Consider the following 20792-nt stretch of genomic DNA (forward strand, 5'->3'; position numbering starts at 1 on the left):
CGAAAAATAGGAATAAAGCCATAAAAATTAAGCTTTTATTTTATAAAAACATTTTTAAACTAAATCGAATATTTTTCTAATTAATATTAGAAACTCTTATATTGTACTATAATGATACTTATATTTCGCATCAGGAAATTTACATGAAAACGAAACCGAGTACAACCCTTCTTAGTTTCTCTGCACTGCTTCTGCTGGCAGGGTCCACCAATGTTTTGGCCGCTTCTAAGACCAACTCATTTATCGTCTCGGCGAACGTACCCGCCGTGTGCAACTTTAACAGTGTCAACGATCTCAGCTTCGGTGATTACGATCCCAACACAGGAACAGGGCTGAGCGCCGAATCGACGTTCAATATCCGCTGTACAAAAAATACAGACTACACGCTCGCACTGGATGCGGGTGGCAACTCCGACAGAACCATGAGCGGCTCAGCGACCAACACCGACACACTGGCGTATGAGCTGTATCAGGACGCTGCACACTCACAGGTATGGGATGCGACGAACACCGTCACCGGCACCGCCACCGGGTTCGCATCAGACATCACTCAAACAGTTTATGGCAATATTCCTTCTAGCCAGGATGTCCTGCCGGACAGCTACACCGACACGGTGACCATTACCGTCAGTTACTAAATCATCAAGGAGTGGGCGAGAGTGAGTAGAGCGTTGCTTGCAGCATTGCTGATCGGCTATACCAGCCTCTGGGCAGGCTTCCAGGTCTACCCCATACGGGTTTATCTTGATCCGGAGACGCCGGTAGCAACGGTCAAGGTCACGAACCAATCCGAGGAGAAGCGCTCTTTCGAAGTAGAAACGATGCGCTGGACCCAGGATGCCAACGGCAGCGACCGCTACGACAAAGACGCCTCCCTGCTGGCGGTGCCCCTGCTCTTTACACTGGAGGGGAAGGCATCCCAGACGGTACGCATTACCGATCTCTCGCCAAACGGGAAGAAAGCGCAATCGGCCTACCGCCTCTTTATCAGCGAACTTCCCGCGAAGCACGCCGAAGAAACGGGAGGGCTGCATATGCTTTTTCGCGTTGCCATCCCCGTCTTTATCACGACCGCCGCTTCGACGGAAACGCTCCTCACCCTAGACACCATCGAGAAATCACCGACAACGTTCAACTGCTGGCTTCGCAACGACTCATCGCATTTTGTCCGAATCAGCAAGCTCTATCTTGTGACAGCAAAAGGGGAGCACGGCGTGCAGGTTGAACCGGCAAAATATCTGCTCCCCGGCAGCAAGGCCTCCTTCAACTTTACGCTCGATCCGGGGTTCACCCCGTCAGCGCTGCACATTTTCCTAGAAGACGGGCAGCGGATTGAACTGGCTATCTAGACCGCTTCCACTCCTATTTTTTCACGCGCTCCTGCTGGCCCAGTCCGACTACCACCGGACCATCATGGACATCGAACTCAACGGCGTGTTGCACGGGAACGTCATCCTGTTTCAGTCCGCCGAGGGGCTTTGCCTCCCGATGGAGTCCTTCCCGGAGCTCTCATCCTCGTCGCTTCCCCCAAAAAACGTCCGCACGGTTGACGGTGTCTCCTGTCTTGCCGTCGATACCCTTGAGGGCGCACATACCCGCCTCGACGAACAAGGCATGCGAGCCCTTGTGACGCTCCCGACGCAGCTGCTCAAAACGCAGACCCTGTCCGGCGAGCATGAACAGCTGCCGGACGTCATGTCCTCAACGGGGTTCTATACGAACTACAATCTCTTTTATCAGCGCGAATCCGACATCTACAGCTACAGCAGCAGCGCCGACGCCCATCTCTTTTCCCCCTACGGGGTCCTGAGCAGCGGCTACTCCTATTTCGGCAGCGATACGGAGGAGAAAGGGGTACGCCTCGATACGCTTTATGTCCTGGACCTTCCCGAAACCATTCAGTCGCTCCGGGTCGGCGACGTCATCGGTGCGCGTACGGAGTGGTCCGGCGGTCTCCGGATAGGCGGGATCCAGCTCGCGCGGAACTTTTCAACACGCCCCGACATGCTGACGATGCCGCTGCCAAGCTACACCTCCTCGGCCAGCCTCCCCTCCGCTGTCGACGCCTACGTCAACGGGAACAAGATCTTCCAAGAGAACGTCACGCCCGGTCCGTTTGAGATCACGGCCCTTCCGACGATCAACGGCCAGGGGGAGCTGACCGTCGTGCTCAAAGACATTACCGGGGTGCAGCGGAGTATGACCATTCCCTTCTACAGCGACACGAGGCTGCTGCGCAAAGGGCTGAGCGACTACGCCTTCGAAGCCGGGTACCTGCGCTATAACTACGGCATCAAAGATTTCGACTACCGCGACTTCGTCACCAGCGGAAGCTACCGCTTCGGGGTGACGGACCGTCTGACAACGGAGGTGAACGGTCTGACCTTCAACGAACGGGCCGGCCGCATGGGAGCGGGTGCGAGCTATCTGCTCTTTGATGCGTTCACCCTCGACGCCGCGGTCGCCGCGTCGATCGACGAGGGCCAAAAAGGGTATTTGGCCAAAACCGGCATCAGCCGACGCACGCAGCGCTACTCCTTCTCGGCACAGTCGCAATGGGCAACGGAGGCCTTTCTCCAGCCGGGCATTCTCGGGAATGCACTCCGACAGCAGACCCTTCTGTTCGCCGGCTACAACACCCCCGCTTTGGGAAGTTTCTCCGCAAGCTATGTCTACCAGAAATACAGCGCCGAGCCCGCGTCGGAAACCGCGTCGCTCAGCTATTCGAAAACCCTCTATCGGCGCCTCTTTTTAAACCTGATGGTGTCGCATACGATCGCGCCCCATGCCGACACCAGCGGACAGCTCCTTTTAAGCCTGCCGCTGGGAGAGCGCACCACCCTCTCCAATACGGACTTCGTCTCCAAAGAGAGTTCGGAGGTCCGGGTAAGTCTGCAGCAGAACCTGCCGACGTCCGATGGGTTCGGCTATACCCTGAGCGCTGCGCGCAACACCGCCTACGAGCATCCGTGGTACGGGGAGGCGCGCGGCAGCTATCAAAACCGCTATGCGCGTTTCGGGGCCGGCGTCGCTTCGGTCAACAACAAGACAGCGTACAGGGCAAGTGCGGAGGGCTCCTTCTCCTACATGGAGGGCCATCTTCACTTCAACCGGTCGACCGACGCGGCCTTCGGTGCCGTCAACGTGGGCAGCGTCAAAGGGGTACGCGTCTATTACCGCAACCTTCTGGTCGGAGAGACCGACGAGGACGGTTACCTCTTCATCCCGTCGCTTCTGCCTTATCAGCGCAACAAAATCACCGTCGACCCCCGCGACATCCCCTTTGATTACAGCCTCGGCAGAAGCGAGATCCACCTTACCCCCTACCTTCACAGCGGTGTCAGCTACGCTTTCGACGTCAAAAAAGTGGAATCGGCGATCCTGCATCTCTTCCGTGCCGGGGGCAAGGCGCTGCCCGTCGGTTCCGAGTGGGTGCTTGACGACGGTGCGACAGGCATCGTCGGCCAGGCGGGTCTGATCTATTTTGAATCGCTCCCGAGGGGGGAGCACACGCTTCGCATCACAAGCGAACAGGAACCCTGCCGGCTGCGCTTCCGTTTTGACGGGGCCCTGCCAAATACGCTACTATCTAATCTTGGAGAATTCACATGCGACGAAGACAACTGAACCCGCTTGGCCCCATCATCGCGGCCGCCCTCGTATTGACGGCCTCTGCCGCGGCCGCCACCTGTTCCGTGAGCTCAACGGGATTGGCGTTCGGATCGTACAACCCCTTCGACCTCGCCAGCGTCACAACGACCGGGACGATCACGATACAGTGTACGACGCTCAAACTCAACGACCGCGTCCAGGCAACGCTGCTGCTCTCAACGGGCAGCAGCAACAGCTACAGCGCAAGAACGATGCAGAACGACGCCGCGGAGACCCTCGCCTACAATATCTATACGAGCAGTAACTATGCTTTGGTCTGGGGAGATGGAAATAGCGGTACGGAAGTCGTCAGCGACAAATTTTTCGCAAAACTTCTCGCACCCGCCACAAAAAATTACACCATGTACGCGCGCATTCCTGCCGGGCAGGATGCCGGTGTCGGCACGTACCAGGACGTCATTACCGTCACGGTCGAATATTAGCCTCAGGGATTCGGCAGGCGGATAACGGTGATCTCGGCGTTCAGGCGGGCACGGTTGAAATAGTCTTTGAGCGTCTGTTCCCGCGCGTCGGCCATCATCTCCTCTTGCACCTGCATCTTCACCGTCTCAAACGGCTGCATGACCGGGAGACTTTTGTTGCGGATATAGAACGAAACGAACCCCCCTTTCGGGTCGGAAAGCATCGGTGTGTACGCGCCGATTTCGGTCTTGATCAGCAGGGCGGCGAGCTGCGGTTCGATCTTGGCATAAGGCAGTGAAGCCTCCTGCATCGTCACCTCGGGAAGCATCAGCATCGGATTCTCCATCTTGCGCTTCAACGCCCCCTGCGCCGACGCGTGATAGACCGTAACGTCAAAGGTTTCGGGATGGGAGAATTTCTCCGAGTGCAGGCGGTAATATTCGCGCATCTCCTCTTCGCCGGGCTCCTCCATGTTCGCCATCGCAACGGCGCTGTAGAGTTTCTGGGTCAGCATCGACTGCTTGAGCTTCGCTTCGAACGCACTGCGGCTGAGATGTTCCGTTTTCCAGACCGCGTCGAAGAGCTGCGCCGTCGTCATGTTGTTCTGCTGCGCGATCTGCGCAACACGCTCCTGCAGCTCTGTCTCGCTGACGCTGAGCTCGCGCTGCGCGATCTCCTGGCTTTCCAGCTTCTCGCGGATCAGGGCATCGACGGCCTGCGCCTGCGTCATTCCGCCCTCCTGCATCTTCTGCGTGATGGCGTAGAGGGTGATCGGCTCCTCCTTGACGAGGATGGCGACACCATCGACCATACGTGCGTATAACGCTACGGTAAAAAGTATGAAAAGCAGTGCTGTTTTTTGCAAAGAGATCTCCTGATTGAAAGGCACCATTTTACCCGTTTTTGTTGAATGGACGCTCTTGCCGCTCTTTTGTCGCTGTGGATGCCCCTCTCTCACGCATCGCCCTGGTCCATCGCAAAAAGCCATGAAAGCCCTCAGGGTTCCACACTTTTCCTACCTCCAAACCGTAATGAGTTATAATGGCGCCAAAAAAAGGCTTGCTTACCATGGTTGTCACCCGCTTCGCCCCCAGCCCGACCGGATACCTGCATATCGGGGGGCTGCGTACCGCGCTCTTCTCCTGGCTCTGGGCCCGCCGCAACGGCGGGAAATTCGTTCTGCGCATCGAGGACACCGACCAAAGCCGCAACAATGAGGCCGCGGCCCAGGCGATCGTGGACGCTTTCGAATGGATCGGCCTCGAACACGACGGCGAGATCCTCTACCAGTCACAGCGCATGGGTGTCTACCAGATGTACATCGACCAGCTCCTCCAGGAGGGCAAGGCGTACAAATGCTACATGAGCAAAGAGGAACTTGACGCCCTGCGCGAAGCACAGCAAGCACGCAAGGAACGCCCGCGCTATGACGGCCGCTACCGCGACTTTACCGGCACCCCGCCCGAAGGCGTCGATCCCGTCATCCGCATCAAAGCCCCGACCGAGGGAAGCATCACCGTCTATGATGGCATCAAGGGCGAGGTCACCTTCAACGTCGACGACATCCTCGACGACTTCATCATCGCCCGCGCCGACGGGACGCCTACGTACAACTTCGTCGTCGCCGTCGACGATGCGCTCATGGGCATCAACGAAGTCATCCGCGGGGACGACCACTTCTCCAATACGCCCAAGCAGCTCGTCGTTTACGAAGCCCTTGGCTTCAAAGCCCCTGCGTTTTACCATGTCCCGATGATCCACAACAGCGAAGGCAAAAAGCTCTCCAAGCGCGACGGCGCAACGGACGTGATGGAGTACAAACGCCTCGGCTACCGGCCCGAAGCCCTGCTGAACTTCCTTGTCCGCCTGGGGTGGAGCCACGGCGACCAGGAGATCTTCTCCATGGAGGAGATGAAAAAACTCTTCGATCCGAATACGATCAACAAGTCGGCCTCCATTTACAACACCGAGAAACTCGACTGGCTCAACGCCCACTACATCAAGAACCTAGCCAATGATGCGCTGGCCCACGAGCTGCTCCCCTTCGGCGCCGACCTGAAAGCCCATGACAAAAAAGAGATCCTGCTCGACGCGCTCAAAGAGCGTGCCAAGACGCTGGTCGAACTCGCCGAGATGGTCAAAGAGGTCCTGACCGCACCGACGGCCTACGACGAGAAAGCCTTCAAAAAAGCGGTCAAGCCCGACTCGAAAGCCGTCTTGGAAGCCTTTGCCGCCAAAGTCGAAGCCACGCCGGAGCTTCATCTCCCGACCGATTACCACGCCCTGATGGAAACGGTCGTTTCCGAGATGGAAATCGGCTTTGGCAAGATCGGAATGCCGCTGCGACTGGCACTGATGGGTAAACTCTCCGGCCCCGGTGTCGACACCATCATGGCGTCCATCGGCCGCGAGGAAACCCTCGCACGTATCGCCGGACTGACCGCCCAACTCAACTAAAGGGAGCTACCATGGCCACCCCTCTTACCAACGAAGAGGCCCTCGCCTACCACGCCGAACCCACCCCCGGCAAACTCGCCATCGGCGTGACCAAATCCTTTAAAAGCCAGCACGACCTCTCCCTGGCCTATACGCCCGGGGTCGCTGTGCCCTGTCTCGCCATCGAAAAGAACCCCGAGGATGCCTACCGCTATACGGCCAAGGCGAACCTGATCGGGGTCGTCTCCAACGGTACGGCGGTCCTCGGCCTGGGCGATATCGGCGCGCAGGCCTCCAAGCCCGTGATGGAGGGGAAGGCAGTCCTTTTCAAGAAGTTCAGCGACCTGGACGCCTTCGACATCGAGGTTGATACGAAAGATGTCGAGCGCTTCTGCAGCGTCGTCGAAGCGATCGCCCCCACCTTCGGGGGGATCAACCTCGAGGATATCAAGGCCCCGGAGTGCTTCGAGATCGAAAAACGCCTTGCCGCCCGGCTCGACATCCCCGTGATGCACGACGACCAGCACGGGACCGCCGTCATCAGCGCCGCGGGCATCATGAACGCCTGCCGCCTGACGGGACGCGACATCAAAACCCTGCGTATCGTCATCGTCGGGGCCGGGGCCGCTGCCATCAGCTGTGCCCGTCTCTACCGCTACCTGGGCGTAGAGAACATCATCCTGATCGATTCCAAAGGGGTCGTGCATACGGGGCGCAGCGATCTCAATGTCTATAAAACGGAGTTCGCCATCAAGGTCCCTATCAGTCAGAGCGACGCCTTCGACGGGGCCCACGTCGTCGTCGGCCTTTCACGCCCCGGCACCTTCAGCACGGACGACGTCAAACGCATGGCCGAAAACCCGGTGGTCTTTACCCTCGCCAACCCCACGCCGGAGATCATGCCGGAGCTGGTACGCGAGGCCCGCCCCGACGCCATCGTCGCCACGGGGCGCAGCGACTTCCCCAATCAGGTCAACAACGTCCTGGGTTTCCCCTTTATCTTCCGCGGGGCCGTCGACGTACGTGCCAAGGCAATCAATACGGAGATGAAGATCGCCGCCGCCGAAGCCCTGGCGCGCCTGGCCCGGACGGAAGTCCCCGCCTACCTGAACGAACTCTACGGCACCGCACTCACCTTCGGCCGCGACTACCTCATCCCCAAACCCTTCGACAAGCGCCTGATCGTCGAGGTCTCCAGCGCCGTCGCCGCCGCGGCGATCCACACGGGCGTCGCCCGCGCGGCCGACTTTGACATCGACACCTACCGCAAGGAGCTCGCCGACCGCATCTGCGTCGATTGCGAGCCTGAAGAAGGTTAAATCACCGACGTCATCAGAAGATTGACCAGCAGGGTGACGTCCCGGAGCGAGGGCTTCGGATTCGCCTCCAGCGCCGTGATCGACTCAAGGATATCCGCGAACGCTTCCTGGTCGTTGGCCAGGAAGTTCTCGAACGCCTCCATCGGCGGTTCGTTGATGCGCTGAAAGGCCAGAATACGGTTCGTATAGTGGACGGCGATGTACTCCACGAACTGCAGCAGCTGCCGCCGCAGATTAAGATCCCGCTCATCTTTAAGATCAAACGCGTTGAGGATATTGATGATCCGCAGAATCGCGAAACGCTCGATAACCAGGTAGAAGAGCGTCGCGACGTCGCTGAAAGAGTGCTTGCTCTGCTCTTTGGTAATGATGACCGCGACCGCGAAACGCAGATACTCCAGCACATCGAAGAAGCGGTTGAAAGTGTCGTCCCCTTCGATCAACATCCGCGGCTGTTTGGGTTTGATCTTCGAAAGCATGTCGAAGAGCTCCTCTTTGTGCTCGATAAAGTGGAGGCTGTCGATCGATTCGACGTCGACGTATTTGACCATCCAGCGCGTGGCGAAATTGAGTACGTGCTCGATCTGGTCCAGCAGGGCGTACTGCTGGCGCACCGGCATCGTATAATCCGAACGGAAGATCGTATGGCGGATGTCGTTCGCCCCGAAGAGGGCGTTGCAGATCAGGTAGGCGCGTATCTTCATCAAAAAGCGCGCTTTCCCCAGCCGCCGGTAATCCCGCACGAAAGAGACCCCCTGGTCGTTAATCACCATATCGGCGATCATCGTCGCGATGATCTGGGGGCGCAGCGGATGGTGGCGGATCTCCTCTTCGTAGGCGCTGACAAAGGCCTTGGGGAAATATTTGTATAAAAAGCGCTGGGCGAACTGCTCGTCGATCAGCGGCGTGTCGATGATCAGCTGCTTGATGAAGATCTTCGCATAGGAGAGCAGCGAGCCCAGAATCGGCCGTACGATCCCCCCGTCCTCGGCGGAGAGCACTTCGAAAATATTCTCTTTTTTCGGAATGTAGAAGTCGCGGCGGTTGAAGACCGGGTTCTCCTCGGCGATCACGTCGATAGCCTCCTGGAAATCCTCCAGGTACATCCGGCTGAGCTGCTCGTCGCGCGAGATCGTCAGCGCCTGGCGGTAACAGCTCCAGAGCACGCTGTTCTCCACCTGCTCGCTGTGGCGTCCGAGCACTTCCGCGCGGCTCCGCTGATCCAGCAGCCCCTTTCGGCTCAGCGACTCCAGCAGGATCTTGATATTGACCTCATGGTCGGAGGTGTCGACTCCGCCGGCGTTGTCGATGCCGTCGAGGTTGATCTTCCCGCCGCCGAGGGCATATTCGATCCGGGCGCGCTGGGTAAACCCGAGGTTCCCCCCTTCGCAGACGGCGAAACAGCGCAGCTGCGCGGCATTGACCCGCACCGATTCGTTCTGCTTGTCCCCCAGCTCCAGGTCGCTCTCCTCCGAGTGCTTCACATAGGTACCGACCCCGCCGTTAAAGAGCAGATCGACTTTCATGCACAGCAGCGCCCGGGCCAGCTCCTCCCCGCTCATATAGCGTGCCTGGGTCTGGAGCATCCGCCGTATCTCGTCGCTGAGCGCGATCGCCTTCTCGCTGCGTTCCCAGACCCCGCCGCCGCTGGAAATCAGCTCCTTCTTGTACGCCCCCCAGCTGCCGTCTTTGGCGGCAAAGAGCCGCTTGCGCTCCTCAAACGCCTCCTGCGGCGAGGGATTGGGGTCAACAAAGATCTCCCGGTGGGAAATCGCGCCGAGCAGTTTGAACGCCCGGGAGAGCAGCACCCCGTTCCCGAAAACATCGCCGTTCATCGACCCGATGCCGACCACGCTGATGGGATCGTTATAGAGGTCGATGCCCCGTTCAAGGAAGAAGCGCTGCGTCGAACGCATCGCCCCTTTGGCCGTGATGCCGATCGCCTTGTGGTCGTATCCGTTGCTGCCGCCGCTGGCGAAGGCGTCCCCGAGCCAGAAGCCTCGTTTCAATGCGATGGCATTGGCCGTGTCGCTCATTGCCGCCGTCCCCTTGTCCGCCGCGACGACGAAGTAGCTGTCCTCCCCGTCATAGGCTACGATACGCTCGTCATGCACGGTCTCGCCGTTTTCGACGTTGTCGACCAGATCCAGCAGGTTCTCGATAAAGGCGCTGTAAATGGCCGTGAAGAGCTCCTTCGTGATCTCGCTGCGCGGCCGGTCGATGACGAAGCCGCCCTTCGCCCCGTCGGGGATGATGATCGCGTTTTTGCCCTCCTGGGTCACCATCAAGGAGCGTACCTCAGTGCGGTAGTCGTCGTAGCGCTCGCTCCAGCGCAGCCCCCCGCGGCTGATCCTGCCCATGCGCAGGTGAAGGCCTCTAAAATCCTTGTGGTAGACGAAGGCTTCGATGCGCGGCTGGATCCCGCGCAGATGCTCGGCGAACTTCGTCATATCGAGCTTGAACGCGATCGCCTCGCGCTCCAGGTAGTAGTTGGTCCGGCTCATGGCGCCGAGCATCGCAAAGAGCAGTTTGAGGATCCGGTCGTCCATGATGTCGGGGACCGCCTTGATCGCCTCCGCGACGATCCCCTCTATCTCCGTGCTTTTCTGGGCCCGCGCTTTCAGCTCCGGGTTGAAGCGCGCAGCGAAATAGTGCAGCAGCATGGCCGACAGTTCATCGTGCCGGGTCACCGTATGCAAAATCGTGTCAAAGTTGATCGACGGCACCGCCTGGTTGATGTACTCGATAAAGGCCCGCAGCAGCGTCACCTGGCGCAGGCTCAGGTTCTGCTTGTAGACCAGCGAATAGATCCGGCAACTGCTGAACGTCCGCCCCAGCAGCGAGTCGGTGATCACCGACTCGATATTCGTTTTGGCCCGGGAGAAGGCCTCCGTATCGTCCACCTGCAGATTAAAGCGGCAGACATGGACCGGTTTTTCCTCCGGTTCAACCGTGTAAGTCACTTCATCCACCACCACGAAGGCGAAGTCATGCAGGATCGGCGTAATGTCGGAGAGCAGCAGCTGCTCCCGGGAATAGAGCCGGACGGCGGCCTTTCCTTCGGCAAGCGTGATCTGGGTGACGATAGACGTCTGCCGCAGCGCCGTCAGCAGCTCCTCTCCGATCTCCAGGTCCTGGGGATTTAGCAGCTGCGAACAGACCGCGCCGAGCTGGCTTTCCGGGCTCATATTAACTCCTTGCAATAGATATCGACTCTTCCGGCGCCGCTGCCGGACGCCCGAAATAGTACCCCTGTCCGTACCCGACGCCCATCTTGCGCAGCACGGCGATGGTCTCCTCGTTCTCGACGAATTCCGCGACGATCTCGAATCCGAGCTGCTTGGCGAAACGGACGATGGTTCTGACGGTACGCTGGGTCATCTCGTCGTCGACGATCTTCGTGATCAGCGAACCGTCGATCTTGAGGATATCGATATCCAGCTCCATCAGGTAGGCGAAGTTGGAGTACCCGATGCCGAAGTCGTCGATGGCGATCCGGCAGCCGTAGGCCTTGACCTGCTTGATGAACGTCTTGACCGCTTCAAGGTCATCAAGCTCTTCGCTCTCCAGCAGTTCGATATCCAGGCGGCCGGCACGCTCTTTATAGGTCTCGAGCAAAGAGAGCAGCATGGAGACCATCTTTTCGTCAGCCAGGTCGCGCATCCCGAGGTTGATGGAGAAGCGGGTATCGTACCCCTCCATCGCCTCGAAGACCTTATGGACCATCACCTCGGTGATCCGGCGATAGTAGGGGGTCTGCATCGCTGTTTCCAAGAAGAGCCCCGGGCCGCTGACGCTGCCGTCGCTCCCCACCATCCGCACCAGGGCTTCATATTTGGCAACTTCGCCGCTTTGCAGCTGCACAATGGGCTGAAACCACGGCACGATGGCATCGCGGTCGAGGGCCCTTTTGAGCTCATGGGCCGTGGCGATGTTCCTGGCGGCCTGCTCTTTAAGGTGCAGCTCCTCCGAGAAAAACAGTACACCCTCGCTGTGGCGCGCTTTGTCGTACTTGAGGATCAGGTCCGCATTCTCCAGCAGCGGCGCCACGCCGTTGACCGCGACGGAAACGGTCAGGTAGACCTCGATATCGTCCACGAAGAAGGTGTAGCCCTCGATGCTTTTTTTCAGCATGCGGCCCATCTGCCGCGCGCGCTCGGCATCAATCCCCTGGAGCACCACGCCGAACTCATCCCCTCCCAGACGGAAGTAGTAGGGGTGGAAGGGCTCAAGGACCGGCTGGCGGATCAGCAGGGCGATCTCTTTGAGGATTGCATTGCCGGCGGCGCTGCCGTAAAAGTCGTTGACGTGCTTGAAACGGTCAAGGTTGAGCAGCAGAAGGTAAGGGGATTCAAACTGCTCCTGGAGCTGTTCGAAACGGCTGCGGCTGAGCAGCTCGGTCAGCTGGTCATGACTGATCGCATGGCGCAGCTCCCCCTCGAGTTCCCGCAAATGGCGGTTCTCGTTCCCGGCGCGGATCAGCAGGCCCATGACCAGGACCAGGGCCGTTAGGAAGAGCGCCGCCAGAATGACGACAAAACGATCGAGCATCTCGTAATCCCGTTTCGCCTCATCGAGGAAGTTCGTTTCCAGCTCCACGATCCGCTGATCGAGGTTAAAGGTCTCGATCCGGTTCACGTTCTGCACGAATCCCGGGTAGTTTGCGGCAATGTAATGCACGTGCAGTATGAAACTCCGGATCAGGGCTGCCTGCGCCTTTGACATGCCGGAGAGCGCTTCCAGCGGCTCCACCTCCCGGTTGAGGTTGCTCAGGAAGGTGGCGTCGAAAAGGATCCGGGCCTGGGAGACTTCCGCGATGACGGAGAGGATCCGGGCATAGGTCACGGGATCGTTTTCGAACATCTTCACCTTCTCCGCCGAGAGCGATGTGATGTAGACGAAGGAGTTCTTGATCCCCGCGTTGAGCATCATGAAATCATCAAGCATCGACTCGTACCGGTGCAACGATTCGCCGAGGCGCACCAGGGAGCGGTGGCTCCGCCCGTAGGCACTGCGCTCAAGAAACGCGTTCTTCCGCAGCGCCTCGTATTCATCCTTCAGCGTATTGAGATCGCCCGTGATTTCGTCCTGGTTGGAGTAGGCAAAGAGCGAACTGCGCAGGATCTCGTAGTTGAGGCGGTGATAGTTTCGGTCGATCGTATGGAAATGGCCTCGGACCTCCCGGAAATTGTACTCGACATGGCGCTGCGACAGGTAAAAATAGAGCAGGAGCGAAAACGACCCCACCCCGGCCGCCAGCGCCAGGAAGGGCTTCCAGCCGATCTGCCGGAGCCGTGCGCTCATCGGAGCACTTCCGGACGCTCGCCGGTCAGCGTTTTCAGGAACGCCACGATTGCCCTGACGTCCTTGTCGCTCAATTCGACCCCCAGGTTATGGTAGCTCATCTTCTGAACTGCGTCGGTCAGGGTCTTGGAAGAGGCGTCGTGGAAATAGGGAGCCGTCAGGGCGATGTTACGCAGGGTCGGGACCTTGTAAACGTTCATGTGGCGGCGTTGATTCGTCACGGCATGCAGGTCCGGCGCCGCTTCGTCATGCTCATAGGGGACAAAGAGGCCCATCTTTTGGAAAGAGTTCCCCCCGATGTTGATCCCGTTATGGCAGGTGATGCAGCCGTAGGCCTTGAACCGCTGATACCCCTCCAGCTCCAGCGGGGAAAGGGTTGTCTCCCCCCGCAAGAAGCGGTCGAAAGGGCTGTCGGGCGTCACCAGCGCCTTTTCAAACTCCACGATCGCCTCGATCGCCTGCTCATAGGTGATCTCCCCTTCGCCGTAAACGGCGGCAAAGGCTTTGACATAGTCGGGGTCCGCATTGAGGCGCTGCGCAATCGTGGTGCTTTCCATGCCCATCTCGACAGGGTTGTGGATCGGGCCGCTGGCCTGCTCCATGAGCGATGCCGCGCGCCCGTTCCAGAACTGCTTGAAGTTGTAGCGGGCGTTATACACGGTCGGTGACTGGACGCTGCCCGTTTTCCCCCCGACCCCGATGGAGACCGGACGGGGATCCGCACCGCCATAATTGAAACTGTGGCAGGTGGCGCAGGCGACCGTTTTGTCACTGGAGAGCAGGGTGTCGCTGAAGAGCTGCCGCCCCAGGGCCGCCTTGGCGTGGTCGTACACCACACTCCTGGGGAGGGGCTTAATGGGTTCCTGCCCCATCGCGAGAGACGAAAAGGCCGATAATACGATCACTGCGAGCCAATATTTCATTAGATCGAGTATAGCATAAGCGCGCCCCGCTTTTTCAAACGCAAAGCGCGATCAGCGCACCTTCTCGGCGAGGCGCCAGAAAAGGCGGAGGCTGCGGAGGGCGCGGTGGTCCATACGGTAATGGATCCCCTCCAGGTAGGCGAGGATATCCTGTGGCCGGACACCGGTACGCGCGGCAGCGCGTTTGAGCAGGTACTGCGGGATTTTCTGGGGACGCCGGGCGAAAGCACGGCCGAGCCGCCGCATCTGTTTTTCGTTCCCCTGGTACGACAGCAGTCCGAAAACAAAAGGGAGACCGTAGCGTTTGTGCCACTCTTCGGCCAGATCGAGGGCCTCAACCCCCTCCAGATAGGCCCGCAACGCGGGATCGCCGATAATGACCCTCCCCTCGAGCCCCAACACCCGCGTCAGGGCGTTGGAGGTCTCCGAAGCCGTATCCGTCTGAGGGCTTTCGGAGGGGATCAACAAGACGCTCTGCACGGGGCCGTCGGCGATGATCCCGAGGTTCAGATGTTTCTGCCCCTTGGCCCGGATACTGGAGATGAACGCAGCATCGATCTTGCGCGCCCGGTAGGCACGGTTGATGGCGGAGGGCACGTTCGCCCCGTGACGCAGCATCATCTGCGACCGCGACGCGCGCAGGTAACGCTTCATAAAAATGTGAAACGGCAGCAGATTCAGATATTCGATCCGGCCAAAACGCATAGCCCCTCCTGAAATAAAGCTAACAATTATACGGCGCCTCCTCTGAAATAACCCGTCCTCAACTCCGCTTTGTTATAATCACGGACTTGTTTTCATAAGGATTACCACTATGGTTCGTATCGAATTCCTTGGGCCGATCAACAAACCGGCCATCGAAATGGAAGCCGCCACCCTCGCAGACGTCGCCAAGGCCCTGCGCGAGGATGCCGAACTTGCCCCCTGGCTGGAGAACAGCGCCGTCGCCGTCAACGACACCCTCGTTGCCGGCCTCGAGACGCCACTGAAATCCGGGGACAAAGTCTCCCTGCTTCCGCCGGTCTGCGGAGGCTGAGGCGTGCTAGAACTCTTTGACGGGGCACTCGACGTGCCCGCACTGCTGACACGCTGGTACGAAGAGGAGGCGCAGAGCAACTACGGCGCCTACATCCCCTTTGTCGGGACCGTCCGCGACGAGAACGGCATCGAGGGACTGAGCTTCGACATCTACGAACCGATCCTTAACAACTGGTTCGATGCCTGGCAGGAAAAAGCCGCCGAGAAGGGTGCCGTCCTGAAGATGGCCCACAGCCGCGGCGACGTCCTGTTGCACGAATCCTCCTACATTGCCGCCGTCTTCTCCCCCAAACGCCGCGTGGCCCTGGAGACGATCGAGGCGTTCGTCGAGGACTTCAAAGCCAGCGCCCCCATCTGGAAATACGACCTCATAAACGGCAAACGGGTCTACGCCGATGACCGTTCCACCGCCATCAAAGGCAGCGGGCTGCTGGCCGGGGGTGAGTCGTGAGTTTCCTCTCCTACACCGAATCCGTCGACCGCCTGCTCTCCCTCGATACCGGCCGCGTCCGCGTTGAGAAAGTCGCCCTGCCCGACGCGCTCGGGCGCATGCTTGCCGAACATATCGTCGCCGACGAGGACTACCCCCGCCACCCGACGGCCTCCATGGACGGCTACGCCATCGTGGCCGCCGACCAGAGTCAAGGCGCGATCGCCCTCTCCCGCAGCGACAACCCCGCCGGCAGCGACGGCCGGGAAGCCGTCCGCAGCGGCATGGCCGTCAAGACCTTTACCGGCGCCAAGATGCCCGAGGGTGCCGACACCCTCATCCCCATCGAGAACGTCACGGTCGAAAACGGTGCCATCCGCATCGACACCCCCGTACGCGAAGGGTTCAGCGTCCGTCCCGTCGGCGAGAGCTACTTTGAAGGCGAGATCCTCATCCCCGCCGGCACGGCCATCGGCTATGCCGAGATCGGGGTGATGGCGGGACTGAACCGCGTCATGATCCCCGTCGCCCGCCGCCCCCGCGTCGGCGTCCTCTCGACCGGCAGCGAGATCCTCGACCTGGGCGAACGCGAACGCACCGATTCGCAGATCCGTAGCTCCAACAACTACACCCTCGCCGCCCTGGCGCAAAGCGCCGGCGCGGAAGTCGTGCAGCTCGGCACCGCCGAGGATGACCGGCAGAGCATTACGGCCGCCTTCGAGAACGCCCTGGAGTGCAGCGACATCGTCGTCAGTACCGGCGGGGTCAGCGTCGGCGACTACGACTTCGTCAAGGACGTCGTTCCGGCCCTGGGGGCGACCGTCATCTTCAAAGGGGTACGGATGAAACCGGGGCAGCACGTCATGGTCGCCCAGCGCGGCAATCAGTTCATCCTGGCCCTGCCCGGCTTCGCCTACTCCTCGACGGTCACCTTTATTCTCTACGCCCTGCCGCTTATCCGAAAGATGCTCGGGCGCGATCCCGGCCATACCATCGTCGAGGCGACCCTGGCCGAGCCCTTCAACAAACGCTCGAACAAAAGCGAATTCACGACCTGCAACCTCCGCCTGAGCGAAGGAAAATATCTCGTCGATTTCGAAGAGAAGAAAGCGGCCTCCTCCGCGGTACTGACCAATATGCTGGACAACGCCGCCCTGATGATCACCGACGAAAGCGACGGCCCGCTGGATGCGGGGACCGTCGTACGCGTCATCCGGCTCGACCGGTTGTAGCAATGGGAGAGAAGATGCAGCTCGTACTCGCCACCTCCAACAAGGGGAAGATCCGTGAGATCGCCCAGCTCTGCGACAGCTTCGAGGTCGTCGCCTTCAACGATCTCGTCGACCTCGGCGAGATCGTCGAGGACGGCGATACCTTCGCCGCAAACGCGATGATCAAGGCGCGCACCGTCTATGACGCCCTGAACGACCCCGATGCCATTGTCCTCTCCGACGACAGCGGCATCAGCGTCGAAGCCCTGGACAACGCCCCCGGCATCTACAGCGCGCGCTATGCCGGCAAAGGCGCGACGGACAAAGACAACCTCAACAAGCTCGTCGAAGCCCTCAAAGCCAAGGGACTCACAGAGTCCCCCGCCTTCTACACCGCCGCCATCAGCATCGTCTGCCGCGAAGGCGAATACACCGTCCACGGCTGGATGCACGGGAAAGTCATCGATACCCCCCGCGGCGACGGCGGCTTCGGCTACGACCCGATGTTCATTCCCCAGGGATACGATCAAACCCTCGGCGAACTGGACGGCGAGATCAAGAAACGCATCTCCCACCGCTCCAAGGCCCTGGGCCTCGCCAAGGTCGTCCTGGCCACCATCCGCAAGGCGCGCCACTAGCGCCTGCCTAAACATCCCAGCCTTAACGACATTTCAGTTATAATCTCTCTATGAAACAAAACTATATTCCCGTAGCACGCGAGGTGCTTTCCATCGAAGCCGACACCCTGAAAAAGGCCTCGGAAGTCCTCGATGAAAGCATCAACCTCGCCGTCAACCTCATCCTCGAAACCCGCGGTAAACTGATCGTGACGGGGGTGGGCAAATCGGGCCTGATCGGCGCCAAAATCGCCGCCACGATGGCCTCGACGGGAACCCCGAGCTTTTTCCTTCACCCCACCGAAGCGCTGCACGGCGACCTGGGCATGATCGGCAAGGAGGACGCCGTCCTCGCCATCAGCTACAGCGGCGAAAGCGAGGAGCTCAGCTCCATCCTGCCGCACATCAAGCGGTTCGACATTCCGCTCATCGGCCTGACCCGCAGCGCCGAGTCGACGCTGGGGCGCTACAGCGACGTGCTCGTACCCATCCGGGTCGAACGCGAAGCCTGCCCCCTCGGCGTCGCCCCGACGAGCTCGACGACCCTGACCCTCGCCGTCGGCGACGCCCTGGCCGTCTGCCTGATGAAAGCCCGGGACTTCCAAAAGGAGGATTTCGCCTCTTTCCACCCCGGCGGGAGCCTCGGCCGGAAGCTCTTCGTGAAGGTCGCGGACGTTATGCGCAAGGAGCAGCTGCCCGTCACCGACGAGAACACCCCGCTCAAAGAAGCCATCGTCACGATGAGCGAGGGGCGTCTGGGCGCCGTGCTGCTGACCGGCAGCGATGGCACGCTGCGCGGTCTGCTGACCGACGGGGACCTCCGCCGCGCCCTGATGCTCCCCGGCTTTGACATCAATGCCCCGGCGAAAACCTATGCCACCCCCGAACCGCGGACCGTCAGAGAGAGCGAAATGCTCGCCAGCGATGCCCTGGTGCTGATGGAAGAGAAGAAGATCCAGCTGCTCATCGTTACCGATGCGGCCGGCCATATCCACGGCGTGCTCCACCTGCACGACCTCGTTGAAAAGGGGATCGCATGACGCGTCTCAACAAATTTATCTCGCACCACTCCACCTATTCCCGCCGCGAGGCCGACCGCGCCATCCAGGAGGGGTATGTCCGCATCAACGGCGAGGTCGTCACCAACCCGGCCACCCAGGTCGACGAAAAGAACGACGAGGTCTACATCAGCGGAAAAAAAGTCAGTACCGTCGAGAAGATGACCGTCATCGTCTACAACAAACCCCGCGGCGAACTCGTCACCAAAAAAGACCCCCAGGGGCGCCGTACCATCTATGACACGCTGGAGAAACCGTACAAACACTTCATTCCCGTCGGGCGGCTCGACTTTGCCACCGAAGGGCTGCTGCTGCTCACCGACAGCCCCCGCGTCGCCTCCGTGCTGATGCACTCTGCGCTGGAACGTGTCTACAAAGTCAAGATCAAAGGGCCCGTGACCGAAGCAATGGAGGAGGCGATGCGGGAGGGGATGCACCTCGAGGACGCCTCGGCCGGGGGCCATGGCAAAAGTGATATCGAAGCAATGACCTTCGCCCCTTTCTACGCCTTCCAGGTGCAGAAGAACCGCCACGACTACTCCATCCTCAAGATCGCCATCGGCGAGGGGAAGAACCGCGAGATCCGCCGTTTCTTCGCCCATTTCGGCGCCGAGGTCGCCGACCTGAAACGCCTCTCCTACGGGGGAATCGAGCTCAACAACCTCCCCACCGGGAAAACGCGTTTTCTTTCCCGCAGCGAATACGCCAGTCTGCGCGACTTCATCAAAGAAGAGGAGAAGAAACAATGAAAACCCTGACGCTCACCACCAAAAGCAAAACGGAAATCACCGACATCACCAACGAGATCCGGGAGGCGGTCATCACCTCGGGAGTCAAAGAGGGGATCTGCGTCGTCTTCACCCCCCATACGACCACCGGCGTCATGCTCTCCGAAAACGTCGACCCGCGGCTGCAGCGCGACCTGCTCGGTTCGCTCGCGCGGATCGCACCGGATAATGTCCGCTACGCCCACGGTGGCGGCAATGCGGCGGCCCACATCAAGTCGGCGCGCACGGGCGTCAGCATTACCATCCCCGTCGTCGGCGGCCGCCCGCTGCTGGGCGAATGGCAGGGCGTGCTCTTCGCCGAATTCGACGGGCCGCGCGAGGCGCGCGAAGTCATGATCAAGATCATCGCCGGCTAGGAATGGACTTTACCGCGCTGCTCCGTCCCGACACCTTTGACGCCCTGCTGGGCCAGCCGCACCTGAGCGCCCCGGACGCGCCGCTGCGCACCCTCTGTGAAAAAAATGCGCTGGGGCACACCTTCTTCTACGGTCCCCCCGGTACGGGGAAGACCTCGATCGCCCGCATCATCGCCAAGGTGATGGACCTCCCCTTTTATGAATTCAACGCGACCTCGCTGAAGATCGAGCAGCTGCGCAAGATCTTCGACCAGTACAAAAACGCGCTGACAAGACCGCTCCTCTTTATCGACGAAGTGCACCGCCTGGCCAAGAACCAGCAGGAGGTTCTGCTGCCTGTCATGGAGACTAACTGCGTGTTAGTCATCGGTGCGTCCACCGAAAACCCCTACTTTTCGCTGACGGCGGCGATGCGCTCGCGTTCCATGCTGTTTGAGCTGAAGCCCGTGGACGAAACGGCGATGGCGACAATCCTGGAAAAGGCCGTAGCCCAGTCGGGCTGTACGATTGACGAGGATGCCCGCGACTACCTTATCCGCACCAGCGGCGGGGATGCCCGGGCGATGCTGAAACTGCTGGAGTTTGCCCTGGCGATCCGCAACGATGTCGACCGCGACCTGCTGCAGAGCCTGCGCCCGGCCGCCCAGAGCCGCGGCAGCGCCGAAGCGACAGAGCACTACGACCTCGCCTCGGCGCTGATCAAGTCGATCCGCGGTTCCGACCCTGACGCGGCCGTCTACTACCTCGCCCGCCTCATCGAAGGGGGCGAACCGCCCGAGTTCATCGCCCGTCGCCTCGTCATCCTGGCCAGCGAGGACGTCGGCAACGCCAACCCCCAGGCATTGACGCTCTGCACCTCCGCTATGACCTCCGTCAAGCAGATCGGCTATCCCGAGGCGCGGATTATCCTCGCCCAGGCCGTCATCTACCTCTGTGCCTCTCCCAAGTCCAACAGCGCCTACAGCGCAATCAACGCCGCGCAGCAGGCGATCAGGGACGGCGTCCTGCTTGATCCGCCTCCGACGATCAAGCAGTTCAACGAACACTACCGCTACCCCCACGACTACGGCGGCTGGGTACCGCAGGAGTACCTTACCGAACCGCTGCACTTCGTCGACTTCAAGCCCATCGGCTATGAGCAGAAGATGGGGGAGTGGCTGCGCAAAATCCGCGGGGATGACGCACCAGCTTAAACGAACAATAAACCCCCCTGTTGTACCTAAAGTAAACACACGCCC

At 60.0% G+C, this 20792-nt stretch carries 19 protein-coding genes; 14 read left to right on the forward strand and 5 right to left on the reverse strand.

The features are described 5' to 3' along the window. Positions 1–143 precede the first annotated feature (143 nt). From WCY31_RS12215 to WCY31_RS12230, 4 genes are all read left to right on the forward strand, one after another. Positions 144–638, forward strand: coding sequence for a spore coat U domain-containing protein (locus WCY31_RS12215; protein WP_345972607.1), 495 nt, complete (start codon positions 144–146; stop codon positions 636–638). Positions 639–659: 21 nt separating this feature from the next. Then, positions 660–1349: a fimbrial biogenesis chaperone gene (locus WCY31_RS12220; RefSeq protein ID WP_345972609.1), complete on the forward strand. Its 690-nt coding sequence runs from the start codon at positions 660–662 to the stop codon at positions 1347–1349. A gap of 64 nt (positions 1350–1413) precedes the next feature. After that, positions 1414–3627: a fimbria/pilus outer membrane usher protein gene (locus WCY31_RS12225; RefSeq protein WP_345972612.1), complete on the forward strand. Its 2214-nt coding sequence runs from the start codon at positions 1414–1416 to the stop codon at positions 3625–3627. Next, positions 3609–4094 carry a spore coat U domain-containing protein gene (locus tag WCY31_RS12230; protein WP_345972614.1) on the forward strand — a complete coding sequence of 162 codons (486 nt, stop codon included), beginning with the start codon at positions 3609–3611 and terminating at the stop codon, positions 4092–4094. The genes WCY31_RS12225 and WCY31_RS12230 overlap by 19 nt, the downstream gene beginning before the upstream one ends. Positions 4095–4096: 2 nt before the next feature. Here WCY31_RS12230 and WCY31_RS12235 read toward each other — a convergent pair whose 3' ends face one another. Then, positions 4097–4939, reverse strand: a complete 843-nt coding sequence (locus tag WCY31_RS12235; RefSeq protein WP_345972616.1) for a SurA N-terminal domain-containing protein — start codon at positions 4937–4939, stop codon at positions 4097–4099. 203 nt (positions 4940–5142) lie between these two features. On the opposite strand from WCY31_RS12235, the gene gltX reads away from it, so the two are divergent. Both gltX and WCY31_RS12245 read left to right on the forward strand, forming a co-directional pair. Continuing rightward, complete coding sequence (gltX, locus tag WCY31_RS12240; RefSeq protein WP_345972618.1) at positions 5143–6531, forward strand: glutamate--tRNA ligase; 1389 nt, start codon at positions 5143–5145, stop codon at positions 6529–6531. Positions 6532–6542: 11 nt separating this feature from the next. Continuing rightward, entirely contained in the window at positions 6543–7829 is a 1287-nt protein-coding gene (locus WCY31_RS12245) for a malic enzyme-like NAD(P)-binding protein (protein WP_345972620.1), read from the forward strand. On the opposite strand, the gene WCY31_RS12250 is transcribed toward WCY31_RS12245, so the two are convergent. The 4 genes from WCY31_RS12250 to WCY31_RS12265 are packed head-to-tail and all read right to left on the reverse strand — an operon-like array spanning position 7826 to position 14761. Continuing rightward, complete coding sequence (locus WCY31_RS12250; RefSeq protein WP_345972622.1) at positions 7826–11017, reverse strand: NAD-glutamate dehydrogenase domain-containing protein; 3192 nt, start codon at positions 11015–11017, stop codon at positions 7826–7828. The two genes, WCY31_RS12245 and WCY31_RS12250, sit on opposite strands and share 4 nt — an antisense overlap. 1 nt (position 11018) lies before the next feature. Next, positions 11019–13133 (reverse strand): EAL domain-containing protein, encoded by a 2115-nt coding sequence (locus WCY31_RS12255; protein WP_345972624.1) that lies wholly within the window; start codon positions 13131–13133, stop codon positions 11019–11021. Beyond that, on the reverse strand, positions 13130–14056 hold the full coding sequence (locus WCY31_RS12260; RefSeq protein ID WP_345970065.1) for a cytochrome-c peroxidase: 927 nt from the start codon (positions 14054–14056) through the stop codon (positions 13130–13132). The genes WCY31_RS12255 and WCY31_RS12260 overlap by 4 nt, the downstream gene beginning before the upstream one ends. A 51-nt stretch (positions 14057–14107) precedes the next feature. Beyond that, complete coding sequence (locus WCY31_RS12265) at positions 14108–14761, reverse strand: MqnA/MqnD/SBP family protein (RefSeq protein ID WP_345972625.1); 654 nt, start codon at positions 14759–14761, stop codon at positions 14108–14110. A 109-nt stretch (positions 14762–14870) separates the two neighbouring features. Here WCY31_RS12265 and WCY31_RS12270 point away from each other — a divergent pair, with 109 nt between their 5' ends. From WCY31_RS12270 to WCY31_RS12305, 8 genes are read left to right on the forward strand one after another with little or no spacing between them, the layout of a single operon-like run. Beyond that, entirely contained in the window at positions 14871–15092 is a 222-nt protein-coding gene (locus WCY31_RS12270) for a MoaD/ThiS family protein (RefSeq protein ID WP_231019418.1), read from the forward strand. Between the two features lie 3 nt (positions 15093–15095). Then, positions 15096–15545 (forward strand): molybdopterin synthase catalytic subunit, encoded by a 450-nt coding sequence (locus WCY31_RS12275; protein WP_345970068.1) that lies wholly within the window; start codon positions 15096–15098, stop codon positions 15543–15545. Further along, complete coding sequence (locus WCY31_RS12280) at positions 15542–16756, forward strand: molybdopterin-binding protein (protein WP_345972627.1); 1215 nt, start codon at positions 15542–15544, stop codon at positions 16754–16756. The genes WCY31_RS12275 and WCY31_RS12280 overlap by 4 nt, the downstream gene beginning before the upstream one ends. 14 nt (positions 16757–16770) lie before the next feature. Beyond that, positions 16771–17373 carry an RdgB/HAM1 family non-canonical purine NTP pyrophosphatase gene (rdgB, locus tag WCY31_RS12285; protein ID WP_345972629.1) on the forward strand — a complete coding sequence of 201 codons (603 nt, stop codon included), beginning with the start codon at positions 16771–16773 and terminating at the stop codon, positions 17371–17373. A gap of 50 nt (positions 17374–17423) precedes the next feature. Continuing rightward, positions 17424–18392 (forward strand): KpsF/GutQ family sugar-phosphate isomerase, encoded by a 969-nt coding sequence (locus WCY31_RS12290; RefSeq protein WP_345972630.1) that lies wholly within the window; start codon positions 17424–17426, stop codon positions 18390–18392. Next, the gene (locus tag WCY31_RS12295; protein ID WP_345972632.1) at positions 18389–19159 is read left to right on the forward strand and encodes a pseudouridine synthase; all 771 of its coding nucleotides are present in this window, start codon (positions 18389–18391) and stop codon (positions 19157–19159) included. Before WCY31_RS12290 ends, WCY31_RS12295 begins: the two co-directional genes overlap by 4 nt. Next, positions 19156–19554: a secondary thiamine-phosphate synthase enzyme YjbQ gene (locus WCY31_RS12300; protein ID WP_345970073.1), complete on the forward strand. Its 399-nt coding sequence runs from the start codon at positions 19156–19158 to the stop codon at positions 19552–19554. The genes WCY31_RS12295 and WCY31_RS12300 overlap by 4 nt, the downstream gene beginning before the upstream one ends. A gap of 2 nt (positions 19555–19556) precedes the next feature. Next, positions 19557–20747 carry a replication-associated recombination protein A gene (locus WCY31_RS12305; RefSeq protein WP_345972633.1) on the forward strand — a complete coding sequence of 397 codons (1191 nt, stop codon included), beginning with the start codon at positions 19557–19559 and terminating at the stop codon, positions 20745–20747. Positions 20748–20792 lie beyond the last annotated feature (45 nt).

Source organism: Sulfurimonas sp. HSL3-1 (assembly GCF_039645995.1).
GTDB lineage: Bacteria > Campylobacterota > Campylobacteria > Campylobacterales > Sulfurimonadaceae > Thiomicrolovo > Thiomicrolovo diazotrophicus.